Genomic DNA, 18929 nt, shown 5'->3' on the forward strand with positions numbered 1-18929 from the left:
CCGGGCTCTTCGTTCTGTCTGTTTCAAGCCAATCGCGATCCGCCAGTCAGTGATCTCTCCACCGAAGATGCAGAGCGACGCAGATACCGAGGGCAACTCGGACGCGCAAATCTCTTGCGACAGCGGGACGCTCTGAACCCCGGTTTTGTTCCCTGGTGTGCTGCCGGTGTGGTATCAGTGCAATTCGCGCGGGACATCCCGGCGCATCACTGGCTGGCTGACTTGGAGCCGTTGGGGGAACCGGAGATGTGGATGCCGTCGGGGAGGGGGCGGCCTGCGACCGAGAAGCCGTGGTCGTGCGTGAATTTCTGGAGCTTCCGGTAGATGGCGAAGCTGTCGGGATAGACCCAGAATGTGAGCGTCGTGTCGGGGGAGGCACCGAGAATCGACTGGTAGAAATTGGATCCTTTGCGTAAAGCGACCGTTGCCGTTTCGCCGCGCATGTCGAGTTCGGGGCGGATTTCCCAGCCTTCGAGACTGATGCGGTACCCCCCATGTCCGGCTCGAAGTTCGTCCAGGCCCGACAAAGTATCGACACGGACGAGGTAGCTCATCGTGAAGCCGCGAAGTGGTCCGATCTGGCCCTGATGCTGGCGCGTTTTGACCAGCCAGTCTTTTCGCCGTTCGATCTGTTCCTTCAAGCGGTTGACGAGTTCATCGACGGGGACTTCTGCGATCCGATTCCCCTGCAGCCGATAATGCTTTTCCTTACCGTTCACGACGCGGCTGACGGGGGTGATTTTGTGCTGAAGCGTCTGGACCATGGTCGGCTTGGCCTGGAGTTCTTCCAATTGTTTTGTCAGGCGGCGCAGGGTTTCTCTGGCAAGTTCCAGGTCCGCTTCGACCTTTGCGGCCTGCTGCTGGTTCTTTTCCAGTTCTTCCGCCGACAGCGCGAGGGCCCCCTGCAGCGCCTTCTGTCGCTCGAGGAGTTCTGCTTGCCGCAGATGCCACTTTTTGAGCTTTTCCGCGATCTCTTCTTCTTCCAGGCTGGTCGCGGCGATTGCCGACTCGAGTTGCTGGCTAAGGTCAACCAGTTCACCCGGGGGGACGAGTTCGGGAAGCGGCGGTATTTCGATCGGCTCTTCCGGGAAGACAATCTGCGTCGGCTGGGTCTGCGTTGGCTCGGCATCGACCGGGGGTGAAATCGTCGTGGCGGCGACCATCGGTAACGGACTCGACGGACTCTCGGCCGGGTCCAGAACAGGCAGACTGTGAACGGCGGGAGTGTGGCTGACGCGCAGCCCCGCGATCACAATCAGAATAATCAGGATGCCGACGATATTCGCGACGACATCCAGAAACGAGTCGGAACCAAACTGAAGCTCCGCTTTAGGACGACGACGGCTCATCGGTTCCCTCTCGATCTTGGAAAGACGGCCGTTTTCGGGATGGGTTTTGCCTGTTTCGGTGTCATGCGTCCAAACTCGACCGCCTTGGTGCTGTTTGCGAATTCGTGTGAAGTCGACAACCCGGCACGTGTCATCATGGCATTAATCTGTTCATACCGGGCGTCCCCATCAGGCTTCACCACGAACTTGAGTCGCGGTGCCCAGAAGAATCCCTGTGGGGGGCGGCCCCAATCGTAGGCGTAAGCATCGAGTGCGGACGCGAAGCGGACGAAGACGTCCTGCCTCGTGTCACCCTCATTGATGGCGATGACATGTTTTTCCGCGATGACAAGTCTGTCATGTGAGACATCGATGCGGACTTCGCGTTCGTAACCGATGCTCGCACCCGGATCGCCGAGACCCCACCGGCGTCCAGAGAGCATTTCCGGTTCGAGCGGCTTATTGGGGTCTTTGTTCATCCGACTGATTTTTTCGCCGGGTTTCGCGAATCGCAGGCCCGGACGAAGTTCGTGAGCATACTGGGTCTCGCCCGAGGGATCGTCGGAACCCATGGACGAACTGTTTGGATCACCGGATTGAGATCGGGACCCGCCGCTCGCCTGTCGCTGCGATGAGCCACCTTCGTGAGCTTCTCCATCCCCCGCGGAGGAATCTCCCTCCACGCTATCGGAAGAACGGGATCCGGAACGACCGGGAAGTCGACCTGGTCGCCCAGTCGGCGACCCTGGTTCGGTATCATCCGTGCCGTAAGCGTGAACCGTGGCATCAGAACCCGGCCCACCTGGACCGCTCGACGTACCGTCAAAATCCCCGACGCTGTCGTCGCTCCCCTGGAAATCCGAGGATTGTGGCTGAGGCATCTCGCCGTCGGGATTAGCTGTGCCGCCGTAGGAACCGCGTCGGCCGGACCCTCGACCGGGCTGATTCATTGCCTGGTAATCTTCCGGGGTCTCGTCGAACGAACCTCCTGCGCCTCCACCCCCTGTCCCTGCACTGCCTGTCCCTCCACCGCGGCGTTTGCCGCGCGGGCGACCTTCAAAGTTTTCGATTCGTTCCCAACTGCGTGAGCCGACTTCGCTTTCTCCGCCGGTGACGTCGGACATGGTGAAGCCGTTACCTGAGCGGCGTGTTCCGGGGCCGCCGTTTGAGTCAGGGCTTTCCGGAGCGAAACCCTGGCCCAGACCACTCGCTCGGCGTCCGGTGCCACCGAAGACGGTTCCCCCCGCACCCGAGCCGATGGCCGACAGGGCGATGCTTTCACGCTGTTCCTTCAGGCGATCGATGGCTGTCTGACAGGCTGTTTTTGCCCCCTGTTCGACGGGGGGAAGCTTCAGTGCCGTCGTCTGGTCGATGAGTTCGTAGCCGTGCGATGTCCGAATCGGTTCCAGCATGCGCATGGCGACATAGTACGAGTAGATCCCGTCGGGTCGGACCAGCAGCAGGATGTACGGCTCGGGTTCGGAACGAGGATTCTTCTGCTTGGAATTCCAGACGCTCCAGTAGTTAACGAGAGCCCCGGTCCCCGCCGCCAGCGGGTTGGCGCGGGTGGTGAATCCTTCCATGTCCTGAGCGGTGATCAGGATATCCTCCGGAAGAAAGCGAATGCCGGCGGCACAACATTCGATAAAAATCGGGCGTCGGCTGGTGCCGGTTTGCGGGTCAAACGGAACGACCTGGAAGCGGTCACTCTCGTCCGTGGCATCAGCGACTTGCGCAGCACGAATTTGTTTCTTTAAGTCGGCGATCTGCTGTTCGAGCGTCACGCGTTCTGCCTCATCCGTGCTGAGCATGAAGGCGGCTGCTTCGCCAGCGAGCTCGCCCAGTTGTTCCTCGAGCTTTTTGATCTCTGCTTCCAGCAGCGCCGCGTTTTCCAGCGTGCCGTCGAGTCGCGACTTGCGCTGGGCGACCTCGTTGCGTCGTCGTTCGAGGTCACTTTCGAGTTCGCTGACGCGAAGACGCCACTCGGCCTTCAACTGTTCGAGTTCCCGTTCCCGTTCGGCGAGAGCAAGCTCATAACGGTTGACGGCCGGGGTGACTGGTTCTATAACCTCTTCAGGGATGGGAAGCGGAACCTCCGTGGCGGGAGGCTCTTCGACGACGGCAGGTTGCGACGGACGTTTTCGAGATTCTTCCTGATAGGCGGCGAAGGCGACAACACGTTGCCGGATCTCACGAGTCGTGACCAGCAATAGGAAGATCAACGCTCCCATCGTGCAGACGAGCACGGCCAGGAACGGGAAGAGCTGGACAGAAAGTGTTTCCTTCGATCGGCGGCTCATCGGAGGGTCTTGCTAGTACGAATACGAAAGTGAGGCGGATTGGGGAATCAGTCATTCACTTCGGTTCAGGCAGCCTTTGTTTTTGCTCGTGCGGTCAACAGGTTGACTGCGGCGTTCAGGTTCAGCAGCGTATGCTCAAGGGATTCGACCACCTTGACCGCTTCGAGGTTTTCGGCGAGTCGGCTTTCGAGACGGACCAGCTCGGATTCGTTTTCGGTCAGCTTCAGGAAGACATCTCCCTGCTGTCGCAATTCCTCGAACTGCCGGGTCATTGCCGTGGTCGATGTCTCCAACTGGGTTTGCCAGCCACCGACTTCTGCTGAAATTTCCTGGGTCAATGCGGTGAGCTGCTGTGCGTATTCATCCCGTGTTTGAGCAATCTCGGTTCGGAACTGATCCCAGGTACGGGCGATCTGCTCACAGCCCAGTCTCTGTTGCTCCGCCAGCGCCGTACGGGCTTCGTTAAGCTGTTGTCCGATCGACGTGGATGCGGACTGGAAAGCGGTCATGAATTCCGACCGGACCGTGGCCATCTGTTGCGAATGATCCACCAGGGCATTCGTCAAGCCGGTTTGAAGAGCCTGATCGAGATATTCCTGCTGTCTGGAGAGTGTTCCTGACCAGCGTTCGCGAAGCGATTCGAGCGAAGTCTGCCAGAGTTCCATCTGCCAGTTGATCATGCCTTCAGAGCGTGACAGAAGTTGTTCCGCCGCCTGTTGTTCTGCGAGCGTGAGAGGAGAAGAGACGGTCGCTGCAGTGGCGGGGAACAGCCGCAGAATCCGTTTGACGCCGAAATCTTCGATATCGTCCAGAGTCTGGTGCTCGGAACGTTCCACGATGAAGGTGACAAAGACCAGAATCATCGACAGGGCGAGTGAAAGCGCCGTTGTATCGAAGGCGACAGCCAGTCCCGCGGTGACCTCAGGGAGTGACGATTCCAGTTTGTCGGGGGTAATATTCGCGATCGCCATCGTGATTCCGATGACGGTACCGAGGAAGCCCAGGATCGGGACAGCCCAGGTGATCGTCCGGATCAGTGCGTAGCCATCGTGCAGGCGGCCACTGCTGAGTTCCGCCAGGTAAGTGAGGTAGCCTTCCAGACCTTCCGCGGATCGTCGGCTGGAGACATAGTCGCACGCTTCGCGAACCCGGCGGACCAGGTGGGTGTCTTCACTTCGTTTGGCGACGAGATTCAAATGCGTTTGAATTCGATCCGCGCAGACTTCGGCGTCGGGGACTCCGTCGAGGCTCAGCCCCTCGAGTAGATCGGCCCGCAGCGCGCTCCGTTCGGTCGGAATCCGCATCAGCTTGCCAAACAATGTGGACAGTCCAATAAAGAACAGTCCCGTTGTGGCATATTCGATCCAGTGCGCGGTGAAGTATCGCTTCATATCTTCCTGGTAGACAGGGAGATATGGAAGAAGCGCGTAAAATCCGCAGGTGATCGCTGTTCCCCACAACCAGGGCGACCCGAAAATGGCGTTAATCCGCTGCTCGATCGATCTTCCGGTGGACCGCGAGGTTGTCGCCATACCGAAGTTTCCTGCCAGAGTTCAAGAAGGCAATCGTTCCAGCTTCCCTAATCGTCCTGTTTTGAGATCGCCGCAGGACGGAGAGGAACCGCAGAAAGGTCATTATCGGAACAATCGGCAACAATGGTTCGTGGAATGAGCCAAAACTGTGGCGGCTTAAGACAGAACCAGATTTATCCGGGGAACGACGGCAGACGGGTTTGCTTACAGGCTGACAAGTCCCGTATTGTATTGCATGGACTTGGCAAGATTTGTGGAGGAGGTGTCTTTTCCACGGACCTTGCTGAAAAGAGCTGACGACGTTTATGGCCGGGGGACCGGGACTTTGAATCTTTCCCAAACCGATATGACGACAGCACAAGAGTTACTCGGCTATCTCAACTTCTCCGGCGGCCGACCTGACCCGAAGTTTCAACGTCAATTGAACGAGCTTGTCGCCAGCCAGACCTGGACGAAGGTTCCGGGAGCGCTGCGCGCCCTCCTTACGCAATTGAAAGAGACTGCGCCCGCATTCCGGGACGTGGCTCAGGCCGAATCAGTGCTGAATCTCGTTTTCAATGATGTGCTTCCCGCCTACCGGACTCATCATCGGGACTTGCTGGCTCATTTGAACGAATCCGAATATGAGCAGCCATTTTTCCTGGCAAAAGTGTTCGAAGCGGTGCTGCAGCAGGGACCGCCGTGGGACGACCGGGACGGGATCGTTCAGGGTTCCCTGAATCGACTTAACGATTTTGTCGGATTCCGTCCGATTGCGGTGCTGGAAAACGGTCGCAAGATGGACCTGTACTCGCACGAGCGAGTTCGTCCCTGGCCGCTTTACCTGCGGAACGCGGGCGTCGCACACGGACCGTATCAGACGCTGATCCAGGGGGCTCTGGACCTGCTGGCCAAAGTCCCCGAAGACATGCTGGCCGAAGCGTACTTCGACTTTAACCAGCTTGAAGAACTGGCGCTGGACCCTCGGGCTCACGATCATTCCCACCCTGTCAACAAGCGAACCAACTATCTGTTCGGGGAGTGGGATCCGCACCAGATCGATTTGAAAGGCCGTTATCAGCGGTTCGTCGTTCGTCGCGTCATCATTGATTCGCTGATCGACTGGCAACAGAAGCAAAAGCGAGTGGCGTCTGAAGAAGTGCTGTTCGACATGTCCGCAGTCCTATGCGGAACGATCCTCATGGCGTCGGCGATCAGCGGGGATGGCCCGGAATGCCACGATTCCAGTGTCACGCTCACATCGCTGCTGCCACGAGTTGCTCGCCAGCGGGACCGGTTTTATTCCTGGTTGCTGGAGAGTGCCACGGGGGCACGCGCCAAACGCCTGAAAAAGCACGCGAAGACGACTCGCCAGCCGTTCGGGCATGTCCGGCAGTCGTTGAACATGTACCTCGCGAACTATGGGACTCAACAAGTCCAGCGTCGGCAGTTGGCCCACTTGTTTGCGCGGATGGGCTATCCCGAAGCGAGTTTGCGTCAGGCGGCGGTCATCCCTTGCGCGTCGGCCCGGTTTGAGTGCGAAGTGCTCTGTCGCGTCCACGGTGCCCGTCGCGTTGTGGAACTCGGCAAGATTTCCGAGGCGATGCACCTGCTGGCGGAAGCCGAAGAATATCTGCACCGGGGAATCGAGTGCGGGGCGCTGGTCGATCCCTGGAATATTCTGGGGTTTCAAGGACTGTTTCCGCTGTTTTCATCGCGGGAAGACAGTGTTCCCGATCAGCGGGTCGAGATTCTGCTGCACATGATGGAGGCGCTGCTGGACGCTTACACCCGTACTTGGGAAGAAGCGGCGGCGCGGGGCGAAACCAAAATGGCCGCCACAATCTCGGTCCGCTACGAAGCACTCGCCGAGTTCTGGGACCGGTTTGGATCCTCGACTGTGCATGACCTTCCACGTGTGGCAGCAAGGGAGAGTCTTGATTCGGCCTCGCACGTCGCTCAGGCTCTGGCGGAGTGGCGGACAGCGGGAGAAGCGGCTGGTGACATCCAGTTCTGGCGCGAACATGTCGAAAAGTTTGACAGCGCCAAAGCGTATGCGCAAGTGGTTTCTGCGTTGCTGGAGCGGCGCGACACTGTTGCCGCGCTGGGCCTGCTGATGCAGTGGCTGAGCCAGCAGGAAGAAGTCGGGCTGGAAGCGGGCCATATGTCGTTCGAAGACCTGCTGCTGTGGTGGATGGGGATCGTCGTCGACAAGGGCTCGATGACCAAAGAAGACCCCTGGCCACTGATCCGCAGAATGTTCGACTACCTCGAAGCGAACGCGGGCGAATTGTGGTCAGCGCCTGCGACGACGTCGATTACGGAATTTCGCAAGTCCTCTGAATCCGAGTCGTCTGAGGAAGTGAGCGGGATGGGGGAAGAACCAATCCGCGATGAAGAGGACGAACTGTTCGATGCCGCTTATGAAGGGATGGTCTACCGGGACAGTGCGGATGATGGTCAGGAGGGCGAGACCATGGACGACCGGCCAGCCTTCCACCGCGCGACCGAGTTCGAACTCATCGAACGCGAACTCGAACCGCGCCTGAAGTTCTTGCGTACGATCGCCCAGCTATATCAGATGGGGGCGACGCTCGCCGTGGAACGTGAGGTTGTGCCTGTCGACCCTCAGTCCAATGCGGTAAAGGAACTGAGGCTGGCTCAGGCGGAATCACTGCGTCACTGGCTGCGCCATTCGATTGAAGTGCAGGCCGACCTGACACGCCTGATTGAGCGTCTGTGGAAGCAGGAGATCGGGCAGGCCAGTGCCGAACACGATGTGAACATCGAGTACGACACACAACTGCAGACGAAGCTGTTCCTGATCCAGACAACGATCCAGACGGCGCTCAGTTGCCGTTCGGCTCAGTGGTGTCTGGCCTGTGCCCTTTCGCCGGCGGATGACACGGTCAAAACCAATGCCGATGACGTGCGGATCATCGACATCTATCGCGGCGTCATGCAACGGAACGAAGACGAAGTTCGTCGTGTCCTGCCGGGACTGCTCAGGTCGCTGCAAAGCAAGCCCCTGCTCTATGTTCCTCTCGAACATGGGGGCGAACCCAAGCAGATTCTGACCGCCCGATCGATGCAGATGGTCATCCGTTTCCTGCTTGCTCATTTGCCTCAGCTCGGTCTGTTGAAAGAGACCTGGCAACTGCTGAAGACGGCTCGTCAGATGGAACGGGCATCGCGTCCGAAGGGGATGGCGGTGACCGAGTTCGACCGGCTGTTCCGGATCGCCTTACGCTATACGCTGGAGTGCGTCATCAAGGTTTCCGGTGACTGGAAGGGTGGACGTTTCAGCGATGAAGATCTGATCGAAATCGTCGGGACGATCGTCGAGTACTACATCGATGAATGGCTTGAGCACAGCAACACGATGCGCCTGTCGACCGTGGAAGCGTTGAAAGTGGAACCTCTGTGGGAAGAGACGGCCGAATTCGTCAAGACGTATGGCTCGTACATCCTGAATGCACGGTTGCTCACACTGGGTAACGTCCGTGCCATTCTCCACAGCGGCGTCGACCATTTCCTCACGCATCTGGAGGAAAACGAAGACCCCCTGCATCCCATCAAGCTGCTGGACGACTTACGCAGCGGAACGATTGATCGCGAAGAAGCTGCCGAGCAGTTGAATCTGATCTATCAGGTGGTCGTCGAAAAGTTTGACCGTTTTCTCGAATACAACACGACGACCACGCAGTCGGACTACGGCGAACATTTCTATTCGCTGCTTGACTTCCTGCGACTGGAAACGGCCTACGACCGTGATGCCTGGAACATGCTGCCCGTCACGGTGGCCCACGAAGTTCTGGCGCGACTCGGCAAGACCGAAGCGGCGACGATCTGGGAAGACGTGATCTCACTGAAAACAGAAGAGATGGCGGACAATCACCTGCAGCGTCTGGAAATGCTTCAGAAAAAGTACGGAATGCGGATGCCTTCGGTGGCGAATCATCTGCAGGAACGCTTCGTTAAGCCGCTGTCGGTCAATCACATGCTCGCCCGCATCAGGCCTGCTTGCGAAGATGCTGATGCGGGGAAGACTGAATCACCTGCATTCCAGGCACTTCAGGTCTCGGTGGAAGAGTATCTCAAAACGACGTCCGGATCTGGAATTGATATTCCGGCGTGGTTGCGGACTCTTGAAGAGGAACTGAACCGGGTTCACGAGTCGGGTGATACCGCACCCCCCGATTCTGAACCGCTGCTTCATCTGCCGATTCCTGCACTCACCTTGAAGGAACTGCGTCAGCAACTGAAGCAGTGGAAGCAACCTCCATCGGAACGCAAAGGGAAGGCGTAGACTTTCGTCGGAATGTAAGCCGGGACCGAGTGGCGCTTTCGCCGTTCAGTCCCGTGGCGGATGCCACACTCGGAGCGATGGGGCGCGTAAAGACTCTGTCTGGGGCTGCGGAGAGTTCTGAATCACTTCACTCCTCACGGTAGTCTTCCGAGGTCGCGCTGACCTTTGAGTTGCGCTGACCTTTGAAAAGAGGGCTGCGACGATCGATGGACGAGATCTTCAGTCTGTTCGCGGTGAGTGTGGATGGTACGCGGCGAGTGTAGATGGCGTCGTCTCTCTTACGACGACGCTGCGTACTTGTCCCTGTAATTGACTGGGCTCGAAAGAATTCGAGTGCAGGCCCGACTGACCTTGTTTATTGTTGTTTGTTCGGAATTTGAGAGCGGCTTCGGGAGAAGCCTTGAGGGGACCTCTTGCGGCTGACGCCGCCCCGGTAGCCGCGAAGACGCGTCAACCGTGGCTACCCGGCCTTGCTGGATCGATCGTGCTCACGCAGGGGCAGGTGCACCGCGGAGTTCGCTCTCGGCCGGTCAGAACTTTCGGCCGGACGGTAAGGGCGGACTCGCTGTTGTTTGCCGGTCCTGCTGCTTTGTCGGTTACTTTCCTTCACGGCGGGAACGCGATCCACCTGAGGAGCGGGGTGCCCAGGTTCCGTTGAAATCGGCGGCGTCACGGACGGTTTCGAGCGTGGGAGGCCCGTTGTTACCGTACTTTTCTCGCGACTGGATACGTCGTCTCGCGGCGCGATATTCGTCGGTGGGGTCACTGCGATGTTGTGCGAAGAGCCAGGTCTGCAGCTTCCCGACGGGGCGGTCCCAACGGAGGTTCATCAGGAAGAGGATGAAACTGAGTCCTGCGAATGAGGCTCCCCAGACAAGCAGCGGCTGTTCCCTCTGGTCCGTGGCGGCGATAATGACAAACGCCGATGCGGCGGCACCAATCACAACGACGAACGCCGTCGCCAGCCATGTCACCGCGAGACGACCGCGGTCGGAATTATGCCGGGACATGTTGTGAGCCTCCTGACGAGATGATCCATTCGCTTAACCTACTAAAGTCTGAACGTCTCAGCAATCCCCTCTCTCAGTCCGGTCCGGTTTGTAGCGATTGAGACCGGAAGTAACGGCTAATCGGCCTTTCATAATCCATTTCACGGTGCTTCCGGACAACGGTCGATGATAGGAAAAGGATCTCTGTCAAAAGCTGTGCGCGACTGTAGGGACCACGTTGCGCACAATCCGCATTCATGCGGGAAAAATTGTCATTCCGAAAAAGTTTTGATTGTGGTCGTCTCTGGCTCAGGCTTACAATCTGAGCATAGATTTCAGATGTTTTGTCGTGGCAGAGTGGACTCCCTTGACGATCAGAATCGTCTCCATTCTTGGTCACTTGAGTGTGCGAAAGGAATTTTCGATGGCCCGTCGTCCCGTCGCGTTGCTGTTCGCCTGCGGATTAACGTCCCTGGCAATCATTGTCGCCGCATCGCTTCCCATCGAACTTTCCGCTGCCAGCAAGGCGACCAAAGCCAGCAAACGGCCAATCAAGAACCCCAAATTCGACCCCACAGCAGAGAAGGTCGATCTGTTCGAGGCGGTTGAAGCCAAACAGGTCACCGTCAAGCTGATCCCCCGTGATGCGATGGGGGGGACTGTCCTCATCGAGAACAAAACAGATAAACCTTTGACCGTCAAGATTCCCGACGCAGTCGCCGGTGTCTCCATCCATTCGCAATTTGGCGGGGGCATGGGGGGCATGGGCGGTGGCGGCATGGGGGGAATGGGTGGCGGCGGTATGGGGGGCATGGGAGGCGGCGGCGGCCAGCAGATGGGTGGCGGCATGGGCGGTGGCGGCGGTATGGGCGGCATGGGTGGTGGCGGCGGCATGGGTGGTATGGGCGGCATGGGCGGTGGTGGGGGTGGGTTCTTCTCAGTCCCCGCCGAGAAGATCATTTCGCTCCCGTTCAACTCTGTCTGTCTCGAACACGGCAAGCCTGAGCCCGGTCCTACCAGCAAATACACAATTGTCCCGCTGTCCCGGGTCAGCACGAGTCCCGTTCTCTATGAGCTGCTGGCGAAGGTTGGAACAGGGAAAGTCGATCGACAGGCTGCTCAGGCTGCTGCCTGGCACCTGACCGACAAAATGTCGTTCCAGGAACTGGCCGAGAAAGTAGAAGAACATCTGGGCGATCCCAATCCAGCCCCTTACTTCACTCGTGACCAGCTCCTCGGTGCACAGCAACTGCTCGCACAGGCGATGGCGAAAGCCGAAGAGAAGCGCGAAGAAGGAGAACAGGACCCCAAGGTTGAGGAACAGATTCAGCCTCGAACAGTTCGCACGGCCAAGGCTGCCAGCAACTGATGCGGGTGAATTGATCGTCAGGGTGTCGCGAGCATTCCAGACGGTGTAAACTGAAAATCAGAATGAAGCGGGCTTGCCTTTATGGCCAGCCCGCTTCAGTGCTTTCTCTTCGAATCGTGCTGGACAAGTTATGCGACAGTTCATTGCAGCGCACCGTTGCCCACGCTGCGAGATTCGCAAACCACTTTGCTTCTGTGCGTGGATTCCGGAAATCACGCTCCAGACTCGCGTGCTGATCCTGATGCACACGCTGGAGCAGCCCCTCACGACGAACACCGCCAAGCTGGTCAATAAGGCCCTGACGAACAGCGAGCTGCGTATTCATGGTCGCATTGACGATCGACTGGACGGGGCGAGCCTGCATCAGCCGGGGACACGTTCTTACCTGCTCTACCCGAGTGCTCATGCGACCGTTTTGGATGCTGACTTCGTCGCCTCGTTGTCCGAACCGGTCACGTTGATTGTTCCTGACGCGAACTGGCGGCAAACGCAAAAATTCGTACGGCGTGAGCCCGCGCTCGCGGGGATTCCTCACGTCAAACTTCCCCCTGGTCCCCCGACGGAATACCATCTTCGAGTCCAGCGGCACGTGACGGGGGTGTGTACCCTGGAAGCGATTGCCCGAGCGATCGGGATTCTGGAAAGTCCTGAAGCTCAAGCCAAACTCGAAGAGGTTCTCCGCGTGATGGTGGAACGGACACTCTGGTCACGCGGTAAGATTACCGCTGATCAATGTCACGTGTCGGGGATCCCCGCAGAGGCATTCAATTGACCTTCAGAATTCCGCGTCGTTGCAGATGCCCCGCCCTGCCCCACCGCAGGTTTGCGCGTCGGCGGTTTAATAAGAAAGGCTGGGATCTATCGTGACGGCAGATCGCTCGACATCAGTGGATACGCCCGCACCGGATTCGCTGGAACGGTATAGCCGCCAGGTCCGGTTCGCCGGAATCGGGGCTGAGGGTCAGCAGCGGATCTGCCAATCGCGCATCCTGCTTTGCGGCTGCGGGGCATTGGGGACCGTCCTGGCAGATACGCTGGTGCGAGCCGGTGTCGGATTTGTTCGCATCGTTGACCGCGATTTCGTCGATCTGTCGAATCTGCAAAGGCAAGTTTTGTTTGATGAGCAGGATGTTGCGGAACATTTGCCGAAGTCTGTTGTGGCGGCGAAGAAACTGGCCCGAGTCAATTCGCAGGTGACGATCGAGCCCCACGTGGCCGACATTGATTGGCGAAACATTCGTGAGTTCGCGAAAGACGTCGACCTGATTGTCGATGGGACCGACAACTTCGAGATTCGATTCCTCATCAATGACGTCTCTCTGGAAACAGGGATTCCCTGGGTCTACGCCGGGTGCGTTGGCAGTCATGGACAGACCATGGCGATCTTTCCTCACGAGTCAGCCTGTCTCCGTTGTGTCATCGAAGTTCCACCCGATGCGGGCTCGATCGAAACGTGTGATTCGGCAGGCGTTATTGCACCCGCGATTCATATGGTGACAGCTCTGCAGGCGGCCACGGTGCTCAAGATTCTGGCGGGGCGGAAAGACTTCGTTCCCCCTCAATTGTCGATCGTTGATGTGTGGGACGGATCTCTGCGGCAGATGAACCTGGCAAACCTTCGCGACAAGAGTCAGTGCCCGGCGTGTGTCCAGGGACGGCGCGACTGGCTTAACGGAGGAAACGCCTCACAGTCCGTCGTGCTCTGTGGCCGCAACTCCGTACAGATCTCTCCTGCATTTCCGGCCGTGATCGCGCTGGAAGAACTGGAGCGAAAACTGGAATCTTCGGGAACGGTCACGCGCAATCCCTTCCTCGTGCGGCTGACGCTGACCAATCCCTCCTATGAGCTGACGATCTTCCGGGACGGCCGCGCCATTATTCAGGGAACGGACGACATCAACGTCGCGCGGGGACTTTACGCCCGCTTTATCGGTTGATCGGTCTCTGGTTCGTTCAACACTTCTTCGTTCAAGCAGTGTCACCAGTCCCAGGTTGGGAACGATCACCAGGATCGGGTGTGGAAGACACCTGGGGGGCATCCGGGCAATCGAGATTTCGCAAACCCGCGCAGACGCATGAACGGAGTACAAATAAAGAAAGCCGGGACAACATCCCGGCCTTGTCGCTGCTTCATGGCCGATCATTACAGGAAGAGAGCCAGCAGCATCAACTGTCGGTTCAACCCCATCCGTTCGGCGCTGCGGGCCAATCCCCCATTGTGGGGATGCAATCAGGACGAGTGAACCAGATTAATACCGGGCGAGATCTCCGGATTTGGTCAACCCGAGGCCTTCGACCGTTCGTTGAGCTTCCGAGACCATAAACCGCAGTTCGCTACCGAGTGCAATGAACTGCCAGCCTTGTTCGATACGCATCTGTGCGGCTTCGACCGTCTGGACGTGAAGGCCGACGGGGGTCCCGCATTTTTTTCCGATGGAGAGTATCTTCTGCAGCATGGCTTCGAATTCTTCCGGGCTGGGATCCTTTCCATCGGGACCTCGCATCTGGAACGACAGGTCGTTCGGACCAACAAAAATGGCGTCGACGCCTGGCAGGCTGTAAATCTCTTCTGCATTCCGCACTCCTTCAGGAGACTCGGTCTGCAGGACGACGAGAACTTCGTCATTCGCATACTTGTAGTAGTCACCGGCCGTCGCGTTGAAGTTCATCGCGTGCATGCCTCCTCCCACCGATCGGTTTCCGGTGGGGGGGTACTTTGCGGCTGCGATGGCCAGTTTGGCTTCTGCAACGGTGTTGACCATCGGGACGACGATGCCGTGTGCCCCTGCGTCAAGCACACGCTTGATGTAGTCGTGATCGCCGCGGGGGACACGTGCCAGGCAGATACAACCGGCGTCGGCGACAGCTCCGAACAGTTGCCCGGCGTTGTCCCAGCCGATCGGTGAGTGCTCCAGATCAACTGTCAGCCAGGGAAACCCAACGCGTGCCATCAGTCGGGCCGCGAATACGTTCCCCAGTGACAGCCACGTACCCACTTGTGGCAATCCCGCTTTGAGCGCCGCCTTGACCGAATTCTTCCGCATGACAATCCCCAGCTTTGTGTGTGAACAGGAGAGGCAACAGGATGCAGAGTGTCTACGTAATCGATGCTCGAAGCAAGCGCCCGGCAGCAGGGAACTCATTCTCTGCGACGTGCCTTCTTCCCATGGATGAAGCATTTGATGCCGTACTGTCCCTGAACATGGGGCTTCTCATCTGTTTCTGCTCGGCACCTGCTGTATGAGCGATGTCGTGTTATGGCGAGCCGAGTGTCGAAGGAATGAATTGCGGCAGCCGGGGTCCTGAGACGACACATCTATGGGGAGATCTTCGGTCCTGTGGAGGGCGTAAAAAATTCAAGCGAACGGACGAGAGTGAGATGCTCATGAGCGAGAGTTCTGTGAAGAGGACTCTACCCAGATCGAGGTCACGGACTCTCATGATTCAGGGGTTGGATTGTGGACGCGTTTCAGAGACACTGCAGTGGTCGCGCGAGGGATTGGGTAATCGATTGAGAAGTGGTGTTGTCACTTCCCCTGGCGACATGAAAATGCGATATCATTCGCTGCCGATTTCGAACTGTTTGTGCGTCGATACGGCATCACGATTTTTAAGCGGCGAGTCAGGCCCTGCGGGGTACGGATGGTGTTCATGACGGATCAGCATCAGCCACGTGACGTGGACGTCAAACGCGTAGCCGCAGAATTGCACCTGCGGTACGACCAGGTACAGCAAACCGTGCAATTGCTGGATGACGGGAACACCGTTCCTTTCATCACGCGATACCGGAAAGAACGGACGGGCAATCTGCACGAAGAGCAGATCCGTGCCATTCAGGAACGGGTCCTGTCCTTGCGGCACCTCGCTGAACGGGCCGCGGACATTCTTCGTTTGATCGAAGCTCAGGGAAAACTGACCCCGCAATTGAAGTCCGAGATCGAGCAGGCTGATTCGCTCAAGCGGCTCGATGATCTCTATCTGCCGTACCGGCCTAAACGTCGCTCGCGTGCCACCATGGCAAAAGAGCGAGGGCTGGAGCCGTTGGCAGATGCCATCTGGAACCAGACCATCACACAGGCAGAACTGCCCGGGAACGCCGCGCGTTACGTCAGTGCGGAAAAGGAATTGCCTGACCAGTCGAAAGTGCTGGAAGGGGCCGCCGACATCATCGCAGAACGGATTGGCGACGATGCCAATCTGCGGGAACTCTGTCGTAAGATTGCGCGGGAGACGGGTCGACTGGCTTCGTTCGGTACGAAGAGTGCCGATCAATCCCATCCCGAGTTTCGCGATTACTTCGAATACACGGAACCGGTCTCGAAGATCCCCCCTCATCGCATTCTGGCGCTCAATCGTGGGGAAGAACTGAAGGCTCTGCGAGTCAGCTTCAACTGGGATGACGATCGGGCCCTGAAAGTGACCCGGGATCACCTCAAGATCGATCAGCATCGGTGCCGGGAGTTCATGACCGAATGTGCTCTCGATGCGCTGGGGCGTTTCATTCAGCCGGCGCTCGATCGTGAGTTCCGTCGGGACCTGACGGAAAAGGCCGAGCGGCATGCAATCTCGGTCTTTGCACAGAACCTCCGAAACCTGCTGCTGCAACCTCCCCTGCATAACCAGCGAGTGCTGGCGATCGATCCGGGCTTCCGAACGGGATGCAAGCTGGCAGTCCTGGATGAAGTCGGCGGCGTTGTTGTCGTCGACGTGATGTACATTCTATCGGACGAGAAAAAGCAGGAGTCAAAGGCCAAGCTGGCATCGCTGATCCGTGAACATCGCTGTCAGGTGATCGTCATTGGCAATGGAACCGCTTGTCGTGAGACAGAAGAACTCGTCGCGGAACTGATTTCGACGGATTGTCCGGAAGCGAAGTACATTGTTGTGAACGAGGCCGGGGCGAGTATTTACTCCACGAGCGCTGTTGCGCAGCAGGAGTTTCCTCAGTTGGACGCGACGGCGCGCGGGACAATCTCGATCGGTCGCCGGTTGCAGGATCCCTTGAGCGAACTCGTCAAAATCGAGCCGCAGCACATCGGTGTGGGGATGTATCAGCACGATCTCAATATCAAACAACTGAAAGAGACGCTGGACCAGGTTGTCGAATCGTGTGTGAACTACGTGGGCGTCGACATCAATCGAGCCAGTTCGTCGCTGCTGGCACATGTTTCGGGCTTCAATCAACTGCTCGCCCGGCGGGTGGTGGAATTCCGCGAGAAGCAGGGATCCTTTACCAATCGTCAGCAATTGTTGAATGTTCCCGGGATTGGTCCTGCGACTTTCACTCAGGCAGCGGGGTTCCTGAAGCTGGACGGCGATGAACCGCTCGACAACACCTGGATCCATCCTGAAAGTTACGACATCGCTCGCAAGTTGCTCGCCCGTTGCTCGCTGTCGCCTGACGACGTGCGGCCGATGGCAGACCGTTCTGCATTAAAAGAACGGCTGAGCGGTGTGATCGCTGCCCGGTTTGCTGACGAAGTCGGCTGTGGGATTCCTACACTGGAAGACATGCTGGAAGATCTGCAGAGACCGGGACGTGATCCGCGAGCCGATCTGCCGCCACCCGTATTCCGCCGCGGGATTCTCTCGCTAAACGACATTGAAGTGGGAATGGAGTTGCAGGGAACGGTGCTGAATGTCGTCGACTTTGGTGCGTTCGTCGATGTCGGACTGAAGGATTCAGCGCTGGTTCATATCAGTCAGTTGTCGACGCAGTTCGTTCGCTCACCCCATGATGTTGTCTCGATCGGTGACGTGATTAAAGTCTGGGTACTGAGTGTTGACCGCGATCGAAAACGTGTCGGTTTGACGATGATTCCCCCCGGTGTCTCAGAAGCCGTGGCGACACCGCAGTCAGGAGCAGCGGCCGTGCGGTCCCCGGAACCGAATCGCCGTTCGGTCGTCCCCAAGCCAAAATCCTCTGCCATCGAGTCGAAGCCAAGACAGGCGGGACTGATGAAAGGCTTCGACGAACTCAAACAGAAGTGGCAGCAAAGTAAAGATTAGTATCCCTGCGTCCGGGCACTCACAGGGATCATGTTCGACATGATGGGATGAGAAGACGCCAGGGGAATCTTCCGGCTGGCGACGTAGCGATGTGAGATAACGTTCTCTTGATGCGGGATCTTCCATGGAACAGTCGCGGCGATCGTTTCTGAAGACTGCGGTAGCAGCGGGTCTTGCGGGACATGGCCTGATCGATGCGGTGGCCGCGGCGGAACCCCTGCCCGATCGGAAGATCAAGTACATCGATATCCACACCCACCTGGGTGCGTTCTTCCACAGTCAAGAGCTGACTGCCGAGCTATTGGTGCGGTTTATGGACCAGCATCAGGTGGAACGGGCCTGCGTCCTGCCCTTGGTCTCACCGGAATCCGCGCCGATTCCCCAACCGGTGACCACCGCACTGAAAGCCTATCATGACTTCCCTGAACGGATCATTCCGTTCTGTGTCGTTGACCCACGTGCGGCGACCGCACCGGGCCAGAGGCAAGGTCATGTCGCAGGTGTGAAAGGAATTGTCGATCTCCTGAAGCGTTATCAGGATGCCGGCTGTCGAGGATTGGGCGAGCACAAGACGGGGTTGCCGTTCGATGCACCTCAGCAAATGTACCTCTACGAGGCCTGCGACACCGTCGGCTTCCCCATCCTGTTTCATCTTGACGATATTCGTAACCCCGATATGCCTGGTCTTCCCCGTCTGGAAGCGGTTCTCAAGGCGTTTCCCCAACTGCCACTCATCGGACATGCGGCAGGTTTCTGGGCATCCATTTCAGGGGATGCGACGATTGAGGACTTCGGCCGCTATCCGGATATTCCTCTACCGGTCGCACCAGATGGAGCGCTCGATCGACTGATGAAGAAGTATCCGAACCTGTACGGAGATTTGTCGGAACCGGGTGGTGAGAAGGCGATTGCCCGTGACCTGACATTCGGTCGAGAGTTCGTCATTCGACATGCAGACCAGTTGCTGTTCGGAACCGATGTTCTGATGCCCAACCAGAAGATTCCGCAATTTGAGCTGCTCGATTCGCTCAATCTTCCCGAGGACGTTCAGTACAAGATCTACCGGGGCAATGCCATCAAACTGCTGAAACTGGAAGAAGCCTGAGCCCTGCCC

The 18929-nt window shown here is 58.0% G+C and carries 11 protein-coding genes; 6 read left to right on the forward strand and 5 right to left on the reverse strand.

Going from position 1 to position 18929, the window contains the following annotated elements; all coding sequences use genetic code 11:
- Positions 1-206: 206 nt before the first annotated feature.
- The 3 genes from ACGY09_RS22320 to ACGY09_RS22330 all read right to left on the reverse strand — a co-directional run bounded on the left by ACGY09_RS22320 (position 207) and on the right by ACGY09_RS22330 (position 5160).
- Entirely contained in the window at positions 207-1349 is a 1143-nt protein-coding gene (locus ACGY09_RS22320; protein WP_397569492.1) for a hypothetical protein, read from the reverse strand.
- Entirely contained in the window at positions 1346-3628 is a 2283-nt protein-coding gene (locus ACGY09_RS22325) for a hypothetical protein (RefSeq protein WP_397569493.1), read from the reverse strand. Before ACGY09_RS22325 ends, ACGY09_RS22320 begins: the two co-directional genes overlap by 4 nt.
- Positions 3629-3693: 65 nt before the next feature.
- Positions 3694-5160, reverse strand: a complete 1467-nt coding sequence (locus tag ACGY09_RS22330; protein ID WP_397569494.1) for a MotA/TolQ/ExbB proton channel family protein — start codon at positions 5158-5160, stop codon at positions 3694-3696.
- A gap of 346 nt (positions 5161-5506) precedes the next feature.
- Between ACGY09_RS22330 and ACGY09_RS22335 the strand changes: the two genes are divergently transcribed.
- Positions 5507-9448: a hypothetical protein gene (locus ACGY09_RS22335; RefSeq protein ID WP_397569495.1), complete on the forward strand. Its 3942-nt coding sequence runs from the start codon at positions 5507-5509 to the stop codon at positions 9446-9448.
- Positions 9449-10044: 596 nt separating this feature from the next.
- Here ACGY09_RS22335 and ACGY09_RS22340 read toward each other — a convergent pair.
- Positions 10045-10458: a hypothetical protein gene (locus ACGY09_RS22340; RefSeq protein WP_397569496.1), complete on the reverse strand. Its 414-nt coding sequence runs from the start codon at positions 10456-10458 to the stop codon at positions 10045-10047.
- 403 nt (positions 10459-10861) lie between these two features.
- On the opposite strand from ACGY09_RS22340, the gene ACGY09_RS22345 reads away from it, so the two are divergent.
- From ACGY09_RS22345 to ACGY09_RS22355, 3 genes are all read left to right on the forward strand, one after another.
- Positions 10862-11806, forward strand: coding sequence for a hypothetical protein (locus ACGY09_RS22345; RefSeq protein WP_397569497.1), 945 nt, complete (start codon positions 10862-10864; stop codon positions 11804-11806).
- Positions 11807-11936: 130 nt separating this feature from the next.
- Entirely contained in the window at positions 11937-12578 is a 642-nt protein-coding gene (locus tag ACGY09_RS22350; RefSeq protein WP_397569498.1) for a tRNA-uridine aminocarboxypropyltransferase, read from the forward strand.
- A gap of 91 nt (positions 12579-12669) precedes the next feature.
- Positions 12670-13743 (forward strand): ThiF family adenylyltransferase, encoded by a 1074-nt coding sequence (locus ACGY09_RS22355; protein WP_397569499.1) that lies wholly within the window; start codon positions 12670-12672, stop codon positions 13741-13743.
- Between the two features lie 312 nt (positions 13744-14055).
- Here ACGY09_RS22355 and ACGY09_RS22360 read toward each other — a convergent pair whose 3' ends face one another.
- Positions 14056-14850, reverse strand: a complete 795-nt coding sequence (locus ACGY09_RS22360; protein WP_373652761.1) for an HpcH/HpaI aldolase/citrate lyase family protein — start codon at positions 14848-14850, stop codon at positions 14056-14058.
- Between the two features lie 607 nt (positions 14851-15457).
- Between ACGY09_RS22360 and ACGY09_RS22365 the strand changes: the two genes are divergently transcribed.
- Both ACGY09_RS22365 and ACGY09_RS22370 read left to right on the forward strand, forming a co-directional pair.
- Positions 15458-17815: a Tex family protein gene (locus ACGY09_RS22365; RefSeq protein WP_397569500.1), complete on the forward strand. Its 2358-nt coding sequence runs from the start codon at positions 15458-15460 to the stop codon at positions 17813-17815.
- A gap of 124 nt (positions 17816-17939) precedes the next feature.
- Positions 17940-18920, forward strand: a complete 981-nt coding sequence (locus ACGY09_RS22370; protein WP_397569501.1) for an amidohydrolase family protein — start codon at positions 17940-17942, stop codon at positions 18918-18920.
- The last annotated feature ends 9 nt before the right edge of the window (positions 18921-18929 follow it).

The organism is Schlesneria sphaerica (assembly GCF_044336245.1).
In the GTDB taxonomy this organism is placed as follows: Bacteria; Planctomycetota; Planctomycetia; order Planctomycetales; family Planctomycetaceae; genus Schlesneria; species Schlesneria sphaerica.

Bases quoted from the DNA above. Each gene is read 5' to 3' on its own strand.
- ACGY09_RS22325 (WP_397569493.1), bottom strand. From the start codon at position 3,628: ATGAGCCGCCGATCGAAGGAAACACTTTCTGTCCAGCTCTTCCCGTTC.
- ACGY09_RS22345 (WP_397569497.1), top strand. From the start codon at position 10,862: ATGGCCCGTCGTCCCGTCGCGTTGCTGTTCGCCTGCGGATTAACGTCC.
- ACGY09_RS22370 (WP_397569501.1), top strand. From the start codon at position 17,940: ATGGAACAGTCGCGGCGATCGTTTCTGAAGACTGCGGTAGCAGCGGGT.
- ACGY09_RS22360 (WP_373652761.1), bottom strand. From the start codon at position 14,850: ATGCGGAAGAATTCGGTCAAGGCGGCGCTCAAAGCGGGATTGCCACAA.
- ACGY09_RS22365 (WP_397569500.1), top strand. From the start codon at position 15,458: ATGACGGATCAGCATCAGCCACGTGACGTGGACGTCAAACGCGTAGCC.
- ACGY09_RS22335 (WP_397569495.1), top strand. From the start codon at position 5,507: ATGACGACAGCACAAGAGTTACTCGGCTATCTCAACTTCTCCGGCGGC.
- ACGY09_RS22330 (WP_397569494.1), bottom strand. From the start codon at position 5,160: ATGGCGACAACCTCGCGGTCCACCGGAAGATCGATCGAGCAGCGGATT.
- ACGY09_RS22350 (WP_397569498.1), top strand. From the start codon at position 11,937: ATGCGACAGTTCATTGCAGCGCACCGTTGCCCACGCTGCGAGATTCGC.
- ACGY09_RS22340 (WP_397569496.1), bottom strand. From the start codon at position 10,458: ATGTCCCGGCATAATTCCGACCGCGGTCGTCTCGCGGTGACATGGCTG.
- ACGY09_RS22320 (WP_397569492.1), bottom strand. From the start codon at position 1,349: ATGAGCCGTCGTCGTCCTAAAGCGGAGCTTCAGTTTGGTTCCGACTCG.